Below are 20,210 nucleotides of genomic sequence, written 5' to 3'. Positions count from 1 at the left end.
AGAGAAATATCCGTTGAATTTTAGATTATTTGTATTCTACTTCTAAGATTTCGTAAGTGACTTTACCTTTAGGCGTATCCAAGGTAACTTCATCGCCTTCTTCTTTTTTAATTAAAGCGCGTGCCAAAGGTGCAATAACAGATATTTTATGATTATCTATATCTGCTTCATCCTCACCAACTATCTGATATGTAGTTTCTTCTTCCGTATCAATATTCATAATTGTAACTGTAGCTCCAAATATAACCATACCATTGGCTTGAAGCTTTGTTACATCAATAACTTGAGCATTAGATAGTTTTGATTCTATATCTTTAATTCTACCTTCTATAATACCTTGTCTCTCTCTAGCAGCATGATATTCAGCATTCTCTTTAAGATCTCCATGATCACGAGCTTCTGCTATAGCTTCAATAATCGCAGGTCTTTCAGTTTTTTTTAGTCTATTTAGCTCTGCTCTTAATGCCTCTTCTCCTACTGGAGTCATAGGTACTCTATCATTTGTCATTATTTATTCTCTCCTTTTAATAACACAAATCAAACTATTCACAAGTAAATGCCCCACCACCATCTCTCGTAGGACTATCAGTATAAACTACTCTACCGACCAAGTTAATAACTAATGCTGCTTGATAATTATTATTTCTATCACAATATGTAATATTACCGTTACCTGTAGCCATAAAACCGTTAGGCGCAATCCTAATAAAGCTAGGATTTCCCGCTAAATTAAGATAAATACGACCATTATTTCCCTGAGGAAGATTTGCTATTATCTCATCAGTATTACCATCATATATTTCTGTACCATCAGTACTTTCAAAAGCAACAAGAGGATCGTCACCCCACAATCTTGAATTAGAGCAAGACAAACTATTTCTATCCAATTTACCTGATTCATCAAAACTATCTGGAGTAGCTGCACAAATTATAACAGTCCTGCCATCAGAGCGGGCCCTAATAACACTATACTCAATAAACTTTTGTAAATTAGTCAATCTAGTCTCAGCAAATGTTTTAAAAAAAAAGGTAAAAGAACTAATTGCTGCCATCATCAATATAGTCATAATGACAATAACAACCATTGTCTCAACTAAAGAAAAGCCTTTTTTCTTACTAACAAACATTATTTATTTTTTACCTTTGCTATAAGCCATTTAGTTGACTCATCAAGATTCTGATACTCATCAGAAGAATCATCGCTCATTGCCTTTAAAATATTTTTACCAAGTTTTTTACCAAGTTCAACACCCCACTGATCGTAACTATTCACATCCCACAGTGCTCCTTGAACAAATATCTTGTGCTCGTATAGAGCAACAAGAGCCCCAAGAGTATATGGGCTAAGCTCATCAAGTATAATAGTAGTACTTGGCCTATTCCCTGGAATTACTTTGTGAGGAGCTATCTTTTTTGCCTGCTGTTCACTTAGACCAGAATTTAAGAGCTCATTATAAACCATATCGTAAGATTGTCCAAACATTAGTGCTTGTGACTGAGCAAAACAATTAGCTAGTAAAGCCTGTTGATGATTATCATATCTATGATGGCTTGTAGCCACAGCTATAAAATCAACAGGAATAAAAACATTACCTTGGTGTAAAAGTTGATGAAAAGCATGTTGCCCATTTGTGCCGACACCACCCCATAACACCACGCCAGTCTGATAATTAACCGTTTCTCCAGCAAGATTCACAGATTTACCATTACTCTCCATATCAGCTTGTTGAAGATAGTCCACAAAATAACAGAGCCTTTCATCATAAGGAAGTAATGCTTGTGACTGACTAGCATAAGCACATGAATAGTAACTGGCTAACAATCCCATAATTACAGGAATATTTTTATCAAAGCTTGTTTCTCTAAAGTGCTTATCTACAGAGTATGCACCAGCCAACAGCTTCTCAAAATTATCATAGCCAATTGCAAAAGCTATCGACATACCAATTGATGACCATAATGAATAGCGTCCACCAACCCAATCCCACATCTTGTAGCAGTGTTCAAGATCTATACCAAATTCTTCTACTTTATCTAATTTACTAGATATAGCTACAAAGTGATTAGCTACAGCTTTTTCATCTTCATAATGATCCAGCAACCACTCTCTAGCAGATATGGAATTTAAAAGAGTCTCCTCTGTCGAAAATGATTTAGATGCCACAATAAACAAAGTAGTCTCAGGATCAACAACATGTAAAGCTTGTAATAATGAATCCGCATCAACATTTGAAACAAAATGAACTTTTAGACCTGTACAGTGATATGGTTGCAGCGCTCTAACAACCATTTTTGGCCCTAAATCTGAACCTCCAATACCGATATTTACAATATCCGTAATTTTTTTACCCGAAAAGCCCTTCCACTCTCCTGATGTTACTTTTTCAACAAGAGCTTTTACACGTTGCTTCTCTTCATTGACTTCTTTGCGAATATCCTGTCCATCTATGACTAGTGGAGAATTAGATAAATCACGTAACGCAGTATGCAAAACAGATCTATTCTCTGTAGAGTTGATTTTTTCTCCTGTGAACATCTGCAAAATCTTATTTTTAAGGCTAGACTGATCAGCTGCTTCTAAAAGAGATTTTAATATAGCATCATTAACAAGATTTTTTGAATAATCAAAGTAAATACCTTCAAGCTTCAAAGATAATTTTTCAACTCTATGATCATCTACTGCGAACTCTTGTTTCAAGTTTACATTCTGTTGTTTTAGTCCCTTTCTAGAATTATTACAAAATGTCATTTAATCTATCCTTATATTTTGCATGCGATATAAATAATAAAACATCTCCATCTGAGTAAGATATTTCCACCCTATCTTCAATAGCATAGTTTCTTGCACCTGTACCAGTATCTATACTCAAGGTCTCACCAGATAAGGGATACCTGAGACCATTATAGTATATATTTTCTGCATATCCAAAAGGCATAACTGAAAACATCTTACCAAGCACACCGCCTATACTATACTTCTTAGGTATAAAAAAATATCTAGAGTAAGTATCTATAAACTCAATATCTAATCTTCGCATATAGTTTTTAGCAATACTAATATTGCATAAAAAATGATCCATTTCTCCCTCTGATGCTCCAAAGACATAAACCTTTGTAACACCCAGAGAGATAATATATTCTAAAGATTTTTCAAAATCTGTAGAGTACTGATCCTTATCAATAAGAAATAGCTCATCATCTAGAACAGCGAATGAATCAAAGTCACCTATAACTTTTTTAACTTTTGGACTTAAACAAGCAGATTCACTAATCTTTTTGTAAGCACCATCTGCACAAAATATATCGTAATTATTCAAAATATTTCTAATGTACTTTTCACAAAAAGACAAATTGATACTACCATTTAGAAACAGTATAGCTTCAGACATCACTTTATATCTACTAAAAAATAATAGTAAATTATAGCTTAATAGAACGAAAATAAAGAGCTTTAAGATTGATAATTAGGTGGTTCTTTCGTAATTGTAACGTTATGTACATGAGATTCTTTGAACCCAGCACCTGTAATTTGAACAAAAGTTGGCTCTGTACGCATAGTCTGAATATCCTTTGAACCAGTATACCCCATACTAGATCTTAATCCACCTATTAACTGATGTATAACTGCAGCAAGATGCCCCTTGTAAGGTACTCTACCTTCGACACCTTCTGGAACAAATTTTTTAGCATCAGTATTACCCTGGAAGTATCTATCAGAAGAGCCTTGTTCCATAGCACCTAGAGATCCCATACCTCGATATGACTTATAAGAACGTCCTTGGAAAAGTTCCACCTCACCAGGAGACTCTTCAGTACCACCAAAAAGACCACCAATCATAACCACTGAAGCTCCAGCTACTATGGCCTTTGCTATATCTCCAGAGAACTTGATACCACCATCCGCAATAACAGGAACTCCTGTGCCTTCTAAAGCTTCAGCAACATTTGATATCGCAGTAATCTGTGGCACACCAACACCAGCAACAATCCTTGTTGTACATATTGAACCTGGGCCTATACCCACTTTAACAGCATCAGCACCAGCTTTAACAAGATCCTTCGCAGCTTCTGCTGTAGCAATATTCCCACCTACAACCTCAATTTTTGGATAATTCTCTTTGACCCAATTAACCATATCAAGTACACCTTGAGAGTGGCCATGAGCTGTATCAACAACAATTATATCAACGCCCTCTGCTGCTAATGCCGTGACACGTTCCTTAGTGTCAGCCGCTGTGCCAACTGCAGCACCAACTCTTAAACGACCAAGCGAGTCCTTACAAGCATTAGGCTTGTTTTGTGATCTTTCAATATCTTTTGTAGTTATCAAACCAACTAGTTCGCCTTGCTCATTTACTACAAGTAACTTTTCTATCTTGTGCTCATGAAGTTTTTTCTTGATTGCACCTTGAGAAGCATCCTCAGCTACTGTTACTAACTGATCTTTAGGTGTCATTATAGAACTCACTGGCTCATCTAAATCTTTTGCAAATCTAAAGTCACGCTTAGTTACAATACCTATAATCTTATTAGTATCATCAACGACTGGAAAACCAGAGAAATTATGTTCTTTTGCAAGCTGCATGACATCTTTGATTGAGCTCTCTTGTTTTATGGTAATTGGATCAATCACCATCCCATTCTCAAATCTCTTAACTTTTTTAACTTCTTGAGCTTGAGCCTGTATAGACATATTTTTGTGTATAATTCCAATCCCACCTTCTTGAGCTATAGCTATAGCAAGGCGTGACTCAGTAACAGTATCCATAGCTGCAGATACTAAAGGGATATTTAATTGAATATTCCTAGTAATATTTGTTTTCAAATCTACCTGATGTGGAAGTACGTTCGAATATCTAGGTGAAAGCAATACATCATCAAAAGTGATCGCTTGTTGAGTAATTCTTAGCATTTTTAATCTCCGTAATTAAAATCTAAAAAGAGGTGATATTTAATTACAGAAGTATTCTACCATACTAGAAAAAATATACTAGAGAGAAATATATGTTATTTAGATTGCGACAATAGATAATGTATAAGTAATGGTACTGGTCTACCAGATGCTTTGCAATTTGCAAAATCTCCCATTGCTGATCCAGCGATATCAAGATGAGCCCACTCATAATCTTCTGTAAACTTTGATAAGAACAATCCTGCAACTATAGAGCCTGCTGATCTATCGCGACCACAATTATCCATATCAGCAACTTTACTTTCTAACTTTTTAAAGTATGGCTTATGCAAAGGCAGTCTCCATACCAAATCATTAGAGACATCGGCTGCTTGCTGAAGACTGCTGGCAAGTTTATCGCTATTAGCAAACATTCCAGAAAATGCATCTCCTAAGGAGATAATCATAGCACCTGTCAGGGTTGCCATATTAATAACTGCTTTTGGATTATATTTACCAATATAAGTTAAAGTATCACAAAGAACTAGACGACCTTCTGCATCTGTATTACTTACTTCTACCGTTATACCTTTCATACTTTTAAGTACATCACCTGGTCTATATGATCTAGCATCTACAGCATTTTCTGCAAGCCCCATAACACCAACAACGTTAATAGGAAGGTTCAGCATTGCTAGAGCTTTCATTGTACCCATAACAGCCGCAGCTCCACCCATATCCATTTTCATAGAGTCCATTCCAGCAGCGGGCTTAATACAGATACCTCCATTATCAAACACTAAACCTTTACCAACAAGTACTATCGGAGCCTGATCTTCATCACCACCATTATACTCCATACATACAGTATAATTGGACATATCTGAGCCACGACCCACAGCTAATGCGCAGCCCATTCCAAGCTCTGCCATAGCATCCTGATCTAAATAGTTAAGATTAAATGTTTCATATTTAGATGTTAAATCTCTAGCTTCATTTAGCATATAATCTGTATTACAAATATTTGCTGGAAGATTCTGCAAATCCTTGGCATAATTTTGACCACACGCAATTGCTGAACCAACCTTAGCAGACTCTTCCAAATCTTGATTTCCTGAATATACTAATTCGATTTGTTCTAATGAAAAATTCTCTTTTTTAGATTTTAATTGATCAAAAACATAGGTTTCAGAAATCAATGCTCTAATGGTGTCTAAAGTAAACTGCTTCTCATTATAATTTGCAAAGATATAATCTATATTTACAGAAACCTCTTTTATGTTTAATTTTTTAAGCTGTTCGGCTACCTTTGCAATAATTTTATCGTATTCTGAAGCTATAAAATCTTGTCTAAGCCCAAGACCTAGCAGAACTACAACTTTATCACCATGTAGTAAAGGAAGAACCTCACCAGACTCAGCTTTAAAAACTTTTTTATCTAGTAAAGACTTTGAATTTGGACATTTTGTTTCTTCAACAAGTTTCTTAAGGTTTTCTTGAGCAACAATCAACACTTCAGCGGACAAAGTCGACTGATTATTTACAACAATTTTCATTAGAGATCCTGTATTTTTTGTAACATATTTTCAAACATAATATCAAAAAACGACATTTATCGCATTAAATTTAAAAGCTAGTTATTCTTATTTACTGACTTTTGCTTATAAAAAATATAGAATTGCTACTAGCATAATTATTATATAAATATAGTGGCATACTTTGATTCTAGAAAAATATTACAACAAAGACATAGTTAATACATTCACATCTATTACTCTTTTTATAATATCTATTGTGTCTGCCAATTTACTTATTCGACTTTTTCAGCAGGCCTATTCACAGGGTCTTGGAATTGACTCTATAATAAAATTTGTAATATTAACAATACCTGGAAATGTAAGTCTTGTCGCTCCTATCGCAATATTTTTAGCTATTGTGATTTGTTTTGGTAAGTACTTTGCAAACAATGAAATGTTTGTAACGCTTGCCGGCGGTGTCACATGGATGCAAATTGTCAAAAACACTATGAAGCCTGTATATGCTTTAACCTTTATAACATTTTTGACAGTAATGTATATTAATCCGTTATCTAAACAGACGCAGGACATCTATCAAGCATCACTGACTGCAAAAGCACTACTATCATCAATAACAGATGACAAGATAATTAAAACTACTGATGGAAAAGTCATATATATAAAAAGTAAATCAGGGAACACACTTAAAGACGTTTTCTTATATATGGGTACAGATAATAGTGATGAATACAAAGTTGTAACTGCCCCTATAGCAAAGGTTATAACAGATAAAGGTGCCGCATACGTAGACTTCCACGATGCTCATATTTATACAAAAGAACCTAAAACATACGAACACTCTTATGACACTGCTAAGAATGCTATATACACTATTTTTGACACTTCTGACCGTGATTACAATCACGATAAAGTTGATAGGCTATACATGCACACATTAATAGAAAATTTTTCTGATAGTGACAACGGAACAGTTTCACGTGGGGAACTTTTTGGTCGTATCAACAACTCTATTTCTGTAATTGTAGCATCATTGTTGGCTCTTGCTCTTTGTCGATTAAGACCAAGACAAAATAAATATGCTAAACTGCTGCCCTCTGTTGTTGTTCTGGCCGTATACTTATGTAGTAATATGTTTGTTAACACTCTTATGGTTGGTGGTAAATTACCAATCTGGATAGGCTGCTGGCTTCCACATATCTTTTTTATAATTTATGCTATTAGAACAATAAGAAAAGATAATGGATCATCTAAAAAGGAAAAGTAAATGTTTTTAAACCGTATTGATCGTTACATTTTTAAAACAGTATTTAGCAGTTTTCTTGTTGTAAGTTTGATCTTTTGTATTTTATTTTTTATTTTCACATATCTAGCACAGGTAAGTAATAATGATACAGGCGCAAGTAACATAGAGCTTATTATAGTAACTATATATCAGTTACCAGGAATCTTATACACATTACTTCCTGCTTGTGCTATGGTGGGAGCACTAATGGGGCTTAGCTTACTTGCAAACAACTCCGAAATAATAGTATTAAGATCTTTTGGTCGCTCTACTGCTCAAATTGCAAAAGGGGTAGTATTAGTCGGTATAATTGGCTCTATCATCACAATGGTTTTTGGTGGCTATATAGCTCCAGTATTACAAAAGCTTGCTGACTCAAACACCGTTGCATATAACACTCACGACTTGTGGCTCAAAACTTCTGACGGGTTTATGAATATCTCAAATATAGATCCTAATGGAGGAAAAGCATTCGGAATAAGAAAGTTTATAACCAGTGATAACCAAGTGCAACAGGTTAGATATGCAAAAAAAGCTGAATACGTAAATGATGCGACAGCAAATGTGTTTGATGTAAGTGTTGTAACATTCCCCAACAGCAATGCCAAACATATAAGTGTCAAAGAAAATGTTTATAAAGCTATCTGGTCTAATCCAATACCAATATCTGTAGCTAAAGTTATTACTATCAACGATAATGATTATCTAAACTTTACTCAGTTAACTAAATATATGCTTTCCAATAGTCAGGCAAAGGACTCTATATCACTAAAATTTTGGCAAGAAATTTTTCAGCCTATAGCTTTAATGGTACTAATACTACTTTCTGTGCCTTTAAGTATAGGATCCACAAGATCATCAACCCTAATACTCAAGCTACTTTTAGGAGCATTTTTTGGATTCGCATTTTTTATTATTAACCAAATATTTGGCCCAATTGCGCTGATTCTGCACTTACCAACAATAATTGGTGCTGCAGGACCTACGGTTGTTGCATTAATATTACTAATTTATCTATTTATAAAATCTAAAGAAACATAAAATAATATATGAGCATTAACAAATATTCCTTAAACAATGATTTAAGTATATACATTAAAAAAGATTTGAGAGCTCCCGTCACTCTTGCACAGATTTGGTATAAAGTAGGTTCTACATACGAACCCACTAAACTAACTGGCATATCTCACATGCTTGAACATATGATGTTTAAAGGTACTAACAAATACTCCAAAGATGAGCTTAATAGTATAGTAGAGAATAATGGGGGTGTACAAAATGCATTCACAGGTTTTGATTATACTGCTTACTACCAATTTTGGCATAAAAAAAATCTAGAACTAAGCCTATCTATTGAGTCATCGAGAATGTCTAACCTACTCTTTGATGAAAATGAATTTATCCCTGAAAGAAAAGTTGTACTCGAAGAAAGAAATCTACGTGTAGATGACAAAGCATTTAGCTACGCCTTTGAACAATTTATGAGACTTGCATATCAAAATAATTCACGACACACTCCAATAATTGGTTGGCGTGAAGATATTGAAAATTACACTCTTAATGATCTAAAAAAGTGGTATCAACAAAATTACGCCCCAAATAACGCTAGTATTGTTCTTGTAGGTGATATTGATGAATCATCAGCTATACCTATGATAAAGGATTACTTCGGTGGTATTCCTAAATCTAAATTAATTAATATAGAAAAAGAGCCAAGCTTAATAAATATTGGCTATAGACACTCAAAAGTACAAAAATCACCAAATGATACAGATGCTGCGATATTAGGATACATAACACCCTCGCTAACAACTGATTATCATGATAATGATCCTTTTGCCTTAATGATCCTAAATAATATTATTGGCAGTGCTGATGCATCAGTATTACAACAAGAGCTTGTTAGAGATAAAAATCTATGTTGTCATATTGATAGTGAATACTCTCCCTTCATAAAGGGGGAGGATCTTTTTATGATTACAGCTATAGCAAACCACAACCAAAGCTTAGATAAAATTCAAAATGAAATAGAGAATTCAATTATAAAGCTAAAAAACAATGGTATAACCCAAGAGCAGCTTGATAGAGCAAAAGTAACTATAAAAGCTGATAAAGTGTTTGCTATGGATTCTCTTGAAACTCAAGCAAATTTAATAGGTTCTCTTGCCAGTATAAATCTAGATGTTGACTACTATAAATATCTTGAAAAACTTTATGATGTTTCAACTAGTGATGTTAACCGTGTACTAGACAGATATTTTGACAAATCAAACCTTACATCTCTTCACTTATTAAAGGATTAAAAATCATGATCCATAAATTTGATATAAATAATACAACAGTATATTTCCAAGAATCTCCAAGTTTACCAATGATTGATATACAGCTTAACTTTAGAGCTGGCTCTGCATTTGATGGAGAATTGAATGGTTTAGCTGATTTGGCAGTAGGAATGTTTGCTACAAAGACTAAGAAATCTAATGAGCAAGAACTTATAAATAAAATAACTGATAATGGAATATCTATACATTCAGAAACTACTAAAGAATTTTTTAACATAAAAATTCGCTTGTTAAATGATAATAATATTATTAACAATACTATTAATATATTAGAAGAAGTTTTTACTATTCCAGACTTTGATCCTGATATATTAGAAAGAGAAAAAATTCAGACTCTTACTCATATTGACTATTTATATCAGCAGCCCAATTACCTAGCATCACTTGAATTTTCAAAGCATATTTTTGCAAATAACCCTTACAGTAAGCCAACAATTGGCTACAAAGAAACTATCAAAAAAATATCTCAAAAAGACATTCAGGATTTCTTTGGTGAAAATATTTGTGCGAATAATGCTAATATATGTGTAGTTGGCGCTATAGATAAATCTCAGGCTGAAAGTATTTCTCAAAAAATAATTAGCCTCCTACCAAAAGGTAAAAAAAATACGCAAAAATTTGCTCAACAAAAAAATAATATCGAAATAGTTAAAAACAAATTTCCAAGTAAACAAACTGCAATACTAGTTGGTCATCAATTATTACTCGAAATTAACGATCCATTATACTTCCCTCTAAAACTAGGAAATGAGATACTTGGTGGCGGTGGTTTAAACTCTTTGCTTTTCAATAAAGTTCGTGAAGAGCTTGGATTGGTTTACAACATATCAAGCACAGCAAATATTAATCCCGATTACGGTAGTTTTTTAATATCGGCTCAAACAAGTAATCCAAACCTTGCTATAGACACTATAAACACTGTCTATAGTAATTTCATCAATTCAACTATAGATGAACAAACCCTAACAAACTCTAAAAAGCATATTGAAGGCACGCATTTACTCAGTAGTGTAAAAAATAGCTCTAAATTAAATATGCTATCTTCAATCGCAAATAAAAATCTACCTTTAGATTTCTTTGATACTTATGTTGAGCATATTAATAATGTTACTGCTAAAGAAATTCATAATGCTTACCAAGTGATACAAGAAAATAGCATAATCACAGTAATGGTTGGAGATATCGAATAAGTGAAGACAAATACTATTCGTATAATATCTGGAAAATATAAGAATCGAAGGCTTAAGTTCCCTAATGTAAATGGCTTACGCCCAACCGCTGATCAACTTAAAGAAACTATCTTTAATTGGTTAGCTCCATATATACATGATAGCATTTGCATTGATGCTTTTGCTGGTAGTGGCAGCCTAGGTATAGAAAGCATATCAAGAGGTGCTTCAAAAGCCATATTCTATGAACTTAATTTTAAAGCTTTGCAGCAAATCAAAGAAAATATTAATACCTTGGAAATAAAGAATTGTGAAATATATAAAACTGATAGCATAAAGGCCCTTGCAAATTTTGATCCTTGCAATTCTAGGCTAATTATATTTTTAGACCCTCCATTCAATAAAAACATTACTCCAAAAGCTCTAGAGTCAATATTAAAAAACCAAAATATTCCTAATGAAACATTGATTTATGTAGAAACTGAAAAAACAGCTACATATAAACTTGATGGCTTTGATATATTAAAAGAAAAAACCACAAGTACTCTATCCGCCAAACTTCTATGTAAAAAATAAGTCTTTATATATTTAGACTTTTAAATAGCTTAATTATGCTACAATTTGTGAATATATTTTTAGTAGTACTTATCCTCCATTATGCGTATAACTCTCAAACATCTGAAAGTTTTTATTGAAGTCGCAAAAGCTGAATCTATCAGCGAAGGTGCCAAGTCATGCTTTATATCACAATCTGCAGCTAGTATTAGTTTAGGTCAGTTAGAAAAAATCCTTGAAATAAAACTTTTTGACCGTAATAAAAATGGTCTAAGCCTAAATAGTGACGGTAAAGCCCTATTTAAGAAAGCTATTGAAATCATAGAAAAATCAAATGAGTTTGAATTATTTAATAAATCCAATGAAAACCTACAAGGTGACATTTCTGTAGCTGCAAACTCTGTGATAGCAACTTATGTGCTGCCAAAACTACTTTATAAATTCCAGACAGAATACCCAAACATAAAGATTAATATTATCAGTGATAACCTTGATAAAACTTTCGCTAATATTGAAAATGAAATATGTGAAATAGGCTTTGTCGAGGGACGTGTTCTTTTACATGAAATGAAATCAGAAGAAATCATTATAAAAAAGTCTGAACTAAAAATAATCTGCAATAAAAACCACCCACTTGCAAAGTATGACTCTGTTAACATTGATGATGTTTTTGGATATAAATGGGCATATTATCATGACACTTTTACAACGCGAGATATTCTTATAACCAAGATAGATAAAAACTCAAATATCATGAGGAAATGGGCTGGTGACTACGATGTTAAAGAGAACATTGTTCTAGGAGATATAGTTTTTACAAAAAATGGTGACATGATAAAAGAAAGTACAAACTCTTTCATTGATGATGATTTCTATCTACCGAATATTGAAGCTGTCAAAGTATATGTCGCAAACAGCGATTTTCTTGCAACTGTACCTAATGTAAGCCTTAGTGAGATAGACAATAACTCACTAAAGGTTATTAATGTAAAAAATATTGTAATGACAAGAAATCATAGAATTATATTGAAGAAAAATAAGCACCACACGAAAATTGTTAAACTATTTTGTGACTGGTTGCAGAAACAAGAATACTAGTCTAGTCACAGAAAGTATCAGCTAAAGTAAATACTTCATCAAGAACAGTCACAGCTATATCCAGTTCTTCCTTACTAATTGTTAGTGGCGGCCCAACAAATATATGATTCCATCTTACAAAAGAGTGTAAACCTAGCTCTTTGAATTTACCTGCAATCTTAGTTGTAATACTAACATCTTTAGCATTATAAGGAACTAATGGCTCTTTTGTTTCTCTATTTTTGACAAGCTCAAAACAACCTAATAGACCTTTTGACCTATAATCACCAATACATTTATGCTTAGCTTTTAGCTCCTCTACTTTTTCACCAAAGTATGCAGACATTTTATTTACATTATCAAGTATATTTAGTCTTTCATATTCATTGATAGTCGCAAGACCTGCTGCACAAGATACTGGATGACCACTATATGTAGCACCTAGTACAAAAGCTGTTTCTTGAAATTTAGCCATAATCTTTTCAGAAAGCATACAACAGCCTAATGGTAAATATGATGATGTAATACCTTTTGCCATGGTTACGATATCTGGCACGATATCATAGTTCATAAAACCAAACCATTTGCCAGTACGGCAGAAACCACTCATTACTTCATCAACGATTAGTAAAATACCGTACTTATTACATAACTCTCTTACACCTTCCATGTAGCCTTCTGGATATAGGTAGCAACCAGATGTACCACTTACTCCCTCAAGCATAATTGCAGCAATATTTTCAGCAGCCTCGTAGTTAATTACTCTTTCTAAATGCTTTAAAGCTTCTTCTGTTTGTTTCTTAGGGTTTTCATTATAGATACCATCATAAGTAGATGGTATTTCAAAATGAACAACACCAGGAATACCATCAGCATCGTGAGGAAGTTTTCTAGGATCACCACCTAGCGTCATAGTAGCATAACTACCACCATGGAAAGATCTATACCTTGTTAGTATTTTCTGTTTACCTGAATATGCTCTAGCGGCCTTGATTGCAGCTTCATTTGCACTTGCTCCACACAATGTAAAATAAGCTTTATTCAAGTCACCTGGTAAAAGCTCTGCTAATTTCTTTGCTAACTCACCTTTAACTTTAGTAGCGTGAACAGGTGCAGGAAAAGCAATTGCTTTCATTTGCTCTGTTACAGCATTAATTACAGACTGATTACCATGCCCTAGATTTACACTGATCAAACCCGCAGTAAAATCTAAAATTTTCTTACCATCATAATCATATATGAAAGAACCTTCTCCTCTTTCGATACATGCAGGATTTAAACCACCTTGTTTCACCCAAGTAAAAACGTTATAGTCAATATTATTTTGTTTGATTTGTTCTCTAATACTCATATCTCTCTCCTAAAAAAATACAATATAGTTTTTGTTTAAATACATCAGCCTAAGTAAATATTAGCTCATCCAATCTTTCTTATGCTTAGCATTCCATTTTGTTGTAATTTTCTTAGTCTGAGTCCAGAAATCTACTGGTTGAGATCCTGTAATATCAGAAACACCAAATTTAGAGTCTTTCCAGCCACCAAATCCAAATGGTTCTCTCGGAACTGGTACACCAATATTCACACCACACATACCAGCTGTTAACCTATCAATAACATAAGTCGCAGCTTCACCATCTTGAGTATAGACAGATGCACCATTTCCATATATAGATGAGTTTTGAATCTTGATAGCCTCTTCAATATTTTTAACTCTAATAATAGTTACAACTGGACCAAAAATCTCATCACAAGACCATGGCTGACCAAACTCTGCACCATCGATAATAGTCGGGTTCACATAGTAACCACCCTCTTTACCTTCAACTACAGCATTTCTACCATCTAGTAAAATCTTACATCCAGCATCTTTTGCTTTAGTAATGTAGTTTTCTATTCTATCTTTAGATTCTTTTGTTATGATTGCACCAAGATTTACACCAACTTGTACATCCTTAGCTTTCTCCACAACTTTTTCAATAATATGATCAACATCACCAACTGCTATTAGTAATGATGCTGCCATACATCTTTGACCTGCACATCCCGTGAAAGATGCCACAATATCGCTTGATGCCATATCAGGATCAGCATCTGGTAATAACAATAAATTGTTTTTAGCACCTCCCAAAGCAATACATCTTTTGCCTGACTTAGCCGATCTCTCATATACGATCTTCGCTACAGGACTAGATCCAACAAATGATACTGCTTTAATATCTGCGTGATCACAAATACCCTCTACAATATCTCTATCGCCTTGAACAATATTAAATACACCATCAGGTAAACCAGCTTGCTTTAATAGTTCAGCAGTTCTTATACAAGATAATGGTACTCTTTCAGAAGGTTTAACAATCATTGCATTACCTAAAACTAGAGCCATTGGAATAGTCCAATGAGGAACCATAACCGGAAAGTTTAATGGTACAATACTTGCAACAACACCTAAAGGAGTTCTTTGCTCTTTACACTCAATACCTGTACTAATAATTTGTCTTCTATCACCTAGCGTTTGAGGGATAGATACTGCAAGCTCACAAAGCTCCATAGCTTTTGCTATTTCTGCAGCACCTTCTGCAAGTGTTTTACCATTCTCTTCAGCACAAAGCTTTGCTAGTGCTTCAAAATTTTCTTCCAAAAGCTGTCTGTATTTAAAAAATACCTGAGCTCTTGTCTTAAACGTAGTGTTTCCCCAAGCTTCTTGAGCCTCTTTAGCTATATTCACAGCATTGTTTAAATCTTCAACAGATGAACAAGTCATCTTGGCAATTACTTCACCAGTTTGAGGATTATCTATATCAATAACTGTAGTTCCTGTTGGCTTAACTTGTTGACCATTTATAAAATTATTTGCTTGATATTTCATCATACTTTCCTCTTAGTTTTAATTTTTCTTATAATGTTTAAATAAAATGTTTTGTTACTGAAACTTATCTGCATTAGATACTTAAAAGAAAGCAAATAATAAATCAGTTTTATTTCATAATCACTTAGGAGTAGGCATAAAGCAAATTGATTTTTCTAATAGCCCGTATTTAAAAAATTAATTATCTTTAAACTTACGAATAAACCATAATCTTTAAATAAATACTTATTATGTTAGATATTTTGATAACTGCATAACAAATTTGAGGTTTTATATTTATATGCAAAAAAGTATTAGTTTGATTAGTTTAATCGGTATAGGGATTACTTCTTTAATAGGTTCAAGCTGGCTATTTACTGCCGAATATAGTACAAAAATAGCAGGTTATGCATCTATAGTTTCTTGGATTATTGCAGCAATAATCACTTTTGTAATTGCTCTATCCTTTATGGAGTTTAGTACACTTTTCTCAACAAATGGTGCTTCATCAAAAGTTCCAACTATTATATACGGTCCTATGACTGGGTTTATATTTGCAGTATTTACTTGGCTTTCTTATATGATGTTTGTTCCCATAGAAAGCCATGCTATTATTCAATATTTAGCGGTATATTTCCCAACACTGCTAAAAAATCAAATTCATCACATGATAGCAGGTATAACTATTGTGGCACTTTCCTGTTTACTAAACTTCTTATCAATAAGCTTGATATCTCGTATAAATAGCTATTTCACTATACTAAAAATTATCATCCCAATATTTGTGGCTTTATTTATAGTGATTTTTTGCCTTAGTACTCCAGAGCAAGCTACACACTATGTCGGCGATAGCTCACCACATATACTAACTTGGAAATGGTCAGAGATTTTCACAGCTATCACAATGGGTGGTATTGCATTCTCATTTATTGGTTTTAAAACGATTATAGAAATAGCTGGCGAAGCCCATAACCCCAAAAGCACCATTCCATTATCAATAATTCTAGTGATTTTAATATCTTTAATAATTTTCCTTCTAGTGCAAATTGCTTACTTCTACTCTGCTAAGAATTTTGATAATGTCTACGTTGGAACAAATGAGCTTGGAGCATTTGGTGTAGTTGCTTCAAATATAGGTTCAAGACTCCTAAATACTATCTTATATTTTTCAGCTCTAACATTTCCATTTATATGTGGTGTTATGTATCTACGAGTTTCTGTCGAGTCATTGAATGTCCTAATAACAGAAAATATCTTACTGCAAGATGCCACAAAAAATAGAAAAGGCATGAAAACCTATATGTTAATTAGCTTTATCATTTCTTTATTTATTTTCTTTATATTTGACAACTGGGCAGAAGTATCTACATTTATCGCAGCACTTATGGCTATTACATACCTAATTGGCCCACTAGCCACTATGAACTTTAGAAAATCAATACCAGATGTAAATAGAGCATACAAACTAAAAGCTGCAGATGTCACTTGCTTCTTATCATTCTATTTCTCTAGTATTATTATCTTCTTTAGTGGCTGGAATACCATTGTTAATATTGTTATCTTTGCGATTATTTGTAGCACTATATTTATCATAATAGAAAAAACCCGAGTAAAAAGTCATAAGCTTCATTTTCTAAAGAGTTTATGGTTCTTTCTACATATTATATGCATAACTATTATATCTTTTTGCTATAACACCTACCCAGAATACTTTTCCTTAATCTTAACTTTATTACTAATTTTTATATTTTCTCTTGTAACTTATATTTATGCTCTTAGCTCAAACCTGTCCATAGAAGAAATAAAAAGAAGTTATACAACCTAATAACAAAAAACCATTTAAATTCTAAAAATAATCTCTAAAATATATGCCAACTCTAGCTTCAGGAAATGAATCATGTATCACGTTGGAATATCAGGACCTTATATTTTTACAGTGATGTTTCTTATAGGAATAATTGCTGAAAGTATGACAGGTGTTATATCTTCGTCTCGAAGAAATATGGATGCTTTTGGAGTTGTAGCAATCGCTTTAACAACTGCTTTAGGTGGCGGTGTAGTTAGAGACCTAATCTTAGGTAATCTTCCCGTAACGATTATCCTCCATCCTTATTACATTGTTATATGTTTATTTTTCTCAATTATTGCTATCTTTACACAAAAATACATTAATAAGTTTTATAAAATATTTTTGATATTAGATTCAATTGGTCTTATTGCTTTTGCTTACATAGGTAGTAGCATTGCACACCAGATTTGTACTGAAGTATTTAATATGCAGTTCTTTAGTGTTTTTATAGTTGGTGTTGTTATAGCTATACTTAACGGTGTTGCTGGAGGTATTATGCGTGATATGATCTGTAATGATATCCCAGTTGCTTTTACAGCAGAACTATACGCTTCAGTAGCAGCTGTTGTAGGAGGAATGAACATTATTTTCATATACCTAAATGTAAACCTATATATAAGTGCTGCAATAATTATAGGTTTTGGTCTGACAATAAGAATTATGTCAATAATATATAAATGGAAATTACCGATAATCTAGTAAAGTTAATAATCTATACCTAGATACCGCTATGAAATCTAAACTCCGAATCTGAAGATAATATAAGATCCTTTTCTATTTCACCTATTCTTTTGATATCTTCGCCAATATCTGTAGAAGAATATTTTTCTGCAAAATACAGATATATCGTAAAATGTCTTTTTTCTGACTCTAATAGCCCATTGTAGAACTTCTGTAATTCAGAGTCCAAGTATGGAGCAACTTTTGCAAACCTTTCGCAAGAACGAGCTTCTATATATGCCCCAATTATCAAAGCATCAATAAAGCGTCCTTCTTTATCTGTCCTAGCGGCCTTGATTAATTGACTAGCATATCTAGATGCTGATATGGCTTTGTATTGAATATGTCGCTTTTTCATAATACGCATCACTTGTTCAAAGTGAACCAATTCTTCTCTAGCGATCTTAGACATTCTAGTTACCAGTTCATATTTGTCAGGGTGTCTATAAATATATGTCATAGCTGAAGATGCTGCTTTCATCTCACAGTGAGCATGGTCGACAAGCATAAGCTCTATATTTACTAATGCTTTCTGTATCCATTGATCAGGCGTTTCACATAACAAAAAATTCTCAATGGTTGCAAAATTCGCGTACTGTTGCTTCATAATAATTTATAAATTTACTTTTTGCAGTATTATAAAAAAATTGCTTAACATATTCTATTTAAAATTATTAAGAGTAGAATGTTTATATGAGTAAATCTGAATATTTAAAGTTATGAGTAATATAAATATAGCTAATAAACGCGTAGCAAGAGACGAAGTGCTTTATCACATAGGATTAAGTGAAGAGATGATAAATAGTGCAGAAATCGCAGTTCTTCCTGGAGATCCTAAAAGGTCAGGGCCTTTAGCAAAAATGCTAGATAAAAATGCTAAGTTTCTTGCTACTAATAGAGAATATACATCGTATTTGGCTAAAGTAGCTGGCAGAAATACTGTCATCATATCAACAGGTATGGGTGGTCCTTCAACAGCAATATGTATCGAAGAACTAGCTATGATAGGAATCAAAAAACTGATACGTGTGGGAACATGTGGTGCTATTCAAGAAAATATTGATTTTGGTGATTTAATATTAACCACTGCTTCTGTTCGTCTAGATGGAACTTCATATCATTATGCACCAATAGAGTATCCTGCGGTTGCTGACTTTAAGTTAAATAGTTCTTTATACAACTCAGCAAAATCATTAGATATAAATATTCACTGTGGAATTACAGGATCTTCTGACACCTTTTACCCAGGCCAAGAAAGAAGAGATAGCTATAGCGGTTATGTAAGAAAACATTTTAGAGAATCTCTAGATGAATGGAGAAAATTAAACGTTCTTAATCTAGAAATGGAGTCTTCTGCTTTGCTTACAGTATGTGCCACTTTTGGCTTGCAAGCCAGCTGTATATGTACAGTTCTAGCAAAGAGAACAACTTCAGAATCAGTCAATAAAAGCAGATATGATGAAGGTATGCAAAACATAATATCAATCATAAAACACTCAATTGAGAATAATTTTGAAAACTAAGGAAAAATAAACACTAATGAGCAATGATATTAACAACAAACTAATTGATGCAGCTATACAAGCAGCTGAGAATGCTTATACTCCATATTCTAAGTTTAATGTTGGTGCTGCACTATTAATGAAAGATGGCTCTATTTTAAAAGGTGCTAATGTAGAAAATGCTTCTTATGGCCTATGCAACTGTGCTGAAAGAACCGTATTATTTTATGCTTATGCACAAGGCTATCGTAAAGAAGATATCAAAAAACTCGCAGTAGTTGCTGACACTCCGGAAGGAGTTTCCCCATGTGGAGCTTGCCGACAAGTTATGTCTGAGCTTCTAGATCTTGAGTGTCCAATTATATTATCTAACATCAAAAAAACGGATATAAAACAAACAAATATTAAAGAATTACTTCCATATATGTTTTCCTTATAGT

At 33.3% G+C, this 20,210-nt stretch carries 19 protein-coding genes; 10 read left to right on the top strand and 9 right to left on the bottom strand.

Annotated features, from left to right (window positions below; all coding sequences use genetic code 11):
* Nucleotides 1-25: 25 nt before the first annotated feature.
* The 6 genes from greA to FQ699_RS03490 form a co-directional block, all read right to left on the bottom strand.
* The gene (gene greA, locus FQ699_RS03515; RefSeq protein WP_013923407.1) at nt 26-508 is read right to left on the bottom strand and encodes a transcription elongation factor GreA; all 483 of its coding nucleotides are present in this window, start codon (nt 506-508) and stop codon (nt 26-28) included.
* Nucleotides 509-542: 34 nt separating this feature from the next.
* A complete protein-coding gene (locus FQ699_RS03510) occupies nt 543-1,127 on the bottom strand; it encodes a type II secretion system protein (protein WP_146421151.1) in 585 nt (194 codons plus the stop codon).
* The gene (gene pgi, locus FQ699_RS03505; RefSeq protein WP_146421150.1) at nt 1,127-2,749 is read right to left on the bottom strand and encodes a glucose-6-phosphate isomerase; all 1,623 of its coding nucleotides are present in this window, start codon (nt 2,747-2,749) and stop codon (nt 1,127-1,129) included. The genes FQ699_RS03510 and pgi overlap by 1 nt, the downstream gene beginning before the upstream one ends.
* Nucleotides 2,736-3,389 (bottom strand): thiamine diphosphokinase, encoded by a 654-nt coding sequence (locus FQ699_RS03500; RefSeq protein WP_146421149.1) that lies wholly within the window; start codon nt 3,387-3,389, stop codon nt 2,736-2,738. The genes pgi and FQ699_RS03500 overlap by 14 nt, the downstream gene beginning before the upstream one ends.
* A 62-nt stretch (nt 3,390-3,451) precedes the next feature.
* Nucleotides 3,452-4,912: an IMP dehydrogenase gene (gene guaB / locus FQ699_RS03495; protein ID WP_146421148.1), complete on the bottom strand. Its 1,461-nt coding sequence runs from the start codon at nt 4,910-4,912 to the stop codon at nt 3,452-3,454.
* 95 nt (nt 4,913-5,007) lie between these two features.
* The gene (locus FQ699_RS03490; RefSeq protein ID WP_146421147.1) at nt 5,008-6,447 is read right to left on the bottom strand and encodes a leucyl aminopeptidase; all 1,440 of its coding nucleotides are present in this window, start codon (nt 6,445-6,447) and stop codon (nt 5,008-5,010) included.
* Nucleotides 6,448-6,610: 163 nt separating this feature from the next.
* On the opposite strand from FQ699_RS03490, the gene lptF reads away from it, so the two are divergent.
* The 6 genes from lptF (at nt 6,611) to FQ699_RS03460 (ending at nt 12,875) form a co-directional block, all read left to right on the top strand.
* Nucleotides 6,611-7,693, top strand: a complete 1,083-nt coding sequence (gene lptF / locus FQ699_RS03485; RefSeq protein ID WP_041263800.1) for an LPS export ABC transporter permease LptF — start codon at nt 6,611-6,613, stop codon at nt 7,691-7,693.
* Nucleotides 7,694-8,752 (top strand): LPS export ABC transporter permease LptG, encoded by a 1,059-nt coding sequence (gene lptG / locus FQ699_RS03480; protein WP_146421146.1) that lies wholly within the window; start codon nt 7,694-7,696, stop codon nt 8,750-8,752.
* An 8-nt stretch (nt 8,753-8,760) separates the two neighbouring features.
* Nucleotides 8,761-10,014 carry a M16 family metallopeptidase gene (locus FQ699_RS03475; RefSeq protein WP_146421145.1) on the top strand — a complete coding sequence of 418 codons (1,254 nt, stop codon included), beginning with the start codon at nt 8,761-8,763 and terminating at the stop codon, nt 10,012-10,014.
* A gap of 5 nt (nt 10,015-10,019) precedes the next feature.
* On the top strand, nt 10,020-11,243 hold the full coding sequence (locus tag FQ699_RS03470; protein ID WP_146421144.1) for a M16 family metallopeptidase: 1,224 nt from the start codon (nt 10,020-10,022) through the stop codon (nt 11,241-11,243).
* Complete coding sequence (rsmD, locus tag FQ699_RS03465; RefSeq protein WP_146421143.1) at nt 11,244-11,798, top strand: 16S rRNA (guanine(966)-N(2))-methyltransferase RsmD; 555 nt, start codon at nt 11,244-11,246, stop codon at nt 11,796-11,798.
* Between the two features lie 81 nt (nt 11,799-11,879).
* Nucleotides 11,880-12,875: a LysR family transcriptional regulator gene (locus FQ699_RS03460; protein ID WP_013923420.1), complete on the top strand. Its 996-nt coding sequence runs from the start codon at nt 11,880-11,882 to the stop codon at nt 12,873-12,875.
* Nucleotide 12,876: 1 nt separating this feature from the next.
* On the opposite strand, the gene FQ699_RS03455 is transcribed toward FQ699_RS03460, so the two are convergent.
* On the bottom strand, nt 12,877-14,205 hold the full coding sequence (locus FQ699_RS03455) for an aminotransferase class III-fold pyridoxal phosphate-dependent enzyme (protein ID WP_146421142.1): 1,329 nt from the start codon (nt 14,203-14,205) through the stop codon (nt 12,877-12,879).
* Between the two features lie 60 nt (nt 14,206-14,265).
* Nucleotides 14,266-15,723: a CoA-acylating methylmalonate-semialdehyde dehydrogenase gene (locus FQ699_RS03450; RefSeq protein ID WP_257217884.1), complete on the bottom strand. Its 1,458-nt coding sequence runs from the start codon at nt 15,721-15,723 to the stop codon at nt 14,266-14,268.
* Between the two features lie 277 nt (nt 15,724-16,000).
* Between FQ699_RS03450 and FQ699_RS03445 the strand changes: the two genes are divergently transcribed.
* On the top strand, nt 16,001-17,524 hold the full coding sequence (locus tag FQ699_RS03445) for an APC family permease (RefSeq protein ID WP_146421141.1): 1,524 nt from the start codon (nt 16,001-16,003) through the stop codon (nt 17,522-17,524).
* A gap of 72 nt (nt 17,525-17,596) precedes the next feature.
* Nucleotides 17,597-18,247 (top strand): trimeric intracellular cation channel family protein, encoded by a 651-nt coding sequence (locus tag FQ699_RS03440; protein ID WP_013923425.1) that lies wholly within the window; start codon nt 17,597-17,599, stop codon nt 18,245-18,247.
* A 19-nt stretch (nt 18,248-18,266) separates the two neighbouring features.
* On the opposite strand, the gene FQ699_RS03435 is transcribed toward FQ699_RS03440, so the two are convergent.
* The gene (locus FQ699_RS03435) at nt 18,267-18,878 is read right to left on the bottom strand and encodes a MiaE family protein (protein WP_179951670.1); all 612 of its coding nucleotides are present in this window, start codon (nt 18,876-18,878) and stop codon (nt 18,267-18,269) included.
* A 109-nt stretch (nt 18,879-18,987) separates the two neighbouring features.
* Between FQ699_RS03435 and udp the strand changes: the two genes are divergently transcribed.
* Both udp and cdd read left to right on the top strand, forming a co-directional pair.
* Nucleotides 18,988-19,791 (top strand): uridine phosphorylase, encoded by an 804-nt coding sequence (udp, locus tag FQ699_RS03430; RefSeq protein WP_146421139.1) that lies wholly within the window; start codon nt 18,988-18,990, stop codon nt 19,789-19,791.
* Between the two features lie 16 nt (nt 19,792-19,807).
* Nucleotides 19,808-20,209: a cytidine deaminase gene (gene cdd / locus FQ699_RS03425; RefSeq protein ID WP_013923428.1), complete on the top strand. Its 402-nt coding sequence runs from the start codon at nt 19,808-19,810 to the stop codon at nt 20,207-20,209.
* Nucleotide 20,210: the final 1 nt, after the last annotated feature.

This window comes from Francisella salimarina (genome assembly GCF_007923265.1).
Classification (GTDB): domain Bacteria; phylum Pseudomonadota; class Gammaproteobacteria; order Francisellales; family Francisellaceae; genus Francisella; species Francisella salimarina.
Note: the sequence above shows the minus strand (reverse complement) of the source record. Positions and strands in the feature narration are given on the sequence as shown.

What these genes read in the sequence shown, in the direction of transcription:
- greA (WP_013923407.1), bottom strand. Translation starts at nt 508, where the DNA reads ATGACAAATGATAGAGTACCTATGACTCCAGTAGGAGAAGAGGCATTA.
- FQ699_RS03500 (WP_146421149.1), bottom strand. Translation starts at nt 3,389, where the DNA reads ATGTCTGAAGCTATACTGTTTCTAAATGGTAGTATCAATTTGTCTTTT.
- FQ699_RS03450 (WP_257217884.1), bottom strand. Translation starts at nt 15,723, where the DNA reads ATGATGAAATATCAAGCAAATAATTTTATAAATGGTCAACAAGTTAAG.
- FQ699_RS03445 (WP_146421141.1), top strand. Translation starts at nt 16,001, where the DNA reads ATGCAAAAAAGTATTAGTTTGATTAGTTTAATCGGTATAGGGATTACT.
- FQ699_RS03510 (WP_146421151.1), bottom strand. Translation starts at nt 1,127, where the DNA reads ATGTTTGTTAGTAAGAAAAAAGGCTTTTCTTTAGTTGAGACAATGGTT.
- FQ699_RS03440 (WP_013923425.1), top strand. Translation starts at nt 17,597, where the DNA reads ATGTATCACGTTGGAATATCAGGACCTTATATTTTTACAGTGATGTTT.
- udp (WP_146421139.1), top strand. Translation starts at nt 18,988, where the DNA reads ATGAGTAATATAAATATAGCTAATAAACGCGTAGCAAGAGACGAAGTG.
- FQ699_RS03470 (WP_146421144.1), top strand. Translation starts at nt 10,020, where the DNA reads ATGATCCATAAATTTGATATAAATAATACAACAGTATATTTCCAAGAA.
- guaB (WP_146421148.1), bottom strand. Translation starts at nt 4,912, where the DNA reads ATGCTAAGAATTACTCAACAAGCGATCACTTTTGATGATGTATTGCTT.
- pgi (WP_146421150.1), bottom strand. Translation starts at nt 2,749, where the DNA reads ATGACATTTTGTAATAATTCTAGAAAGGGACTAAAACAACAGAATGTA.
- cdd (WP_013923428.1), top strand. Translation starts at nt 19,808, where the DNA reads ATGAGCAATGATATTAACAACAAACTAATTGATGCAGCTATACAAGCA.
- FQ699_RS03490 (WP_146421147.1), bottom strand. Translation starts at nt 6,447, where the DNA reads ATGAAAATTGTTGTAAATAATCAGTCGACTTTGTCCGCTGAAGTGTTG.
- FQ699_RS03475 (WP_146421145.1), top strand. Translation starts at nt 8,761, where the DNA reads ATGAGCATTAACAAATATTCCTTAAACAATGATTTAAGTATATACATT.
- FQ699_RS03455 (WP_146421142.1), bottom strand. Translation starts at nt 14,205, where the DNA reads ATGAGTATTAGAGAACAAATCAAACAAAATAATATTGACTATAACGTT.
- FQ699_RS03460 (WP_013923420.1), top strand. Translation starts at nt 11,880, where the DNA reads ATGCGTATAACTCTCAAACATCTGAAAGTTTTTATTGAAGTCGCAAAA.
- lptG (WP_146421146.1), top strand. Translation starts at nt 7,694, where the DNA reads ATGTTTTTAAACCGTATTGATCGTTACATTTTTAAAACAGTATTTAGC.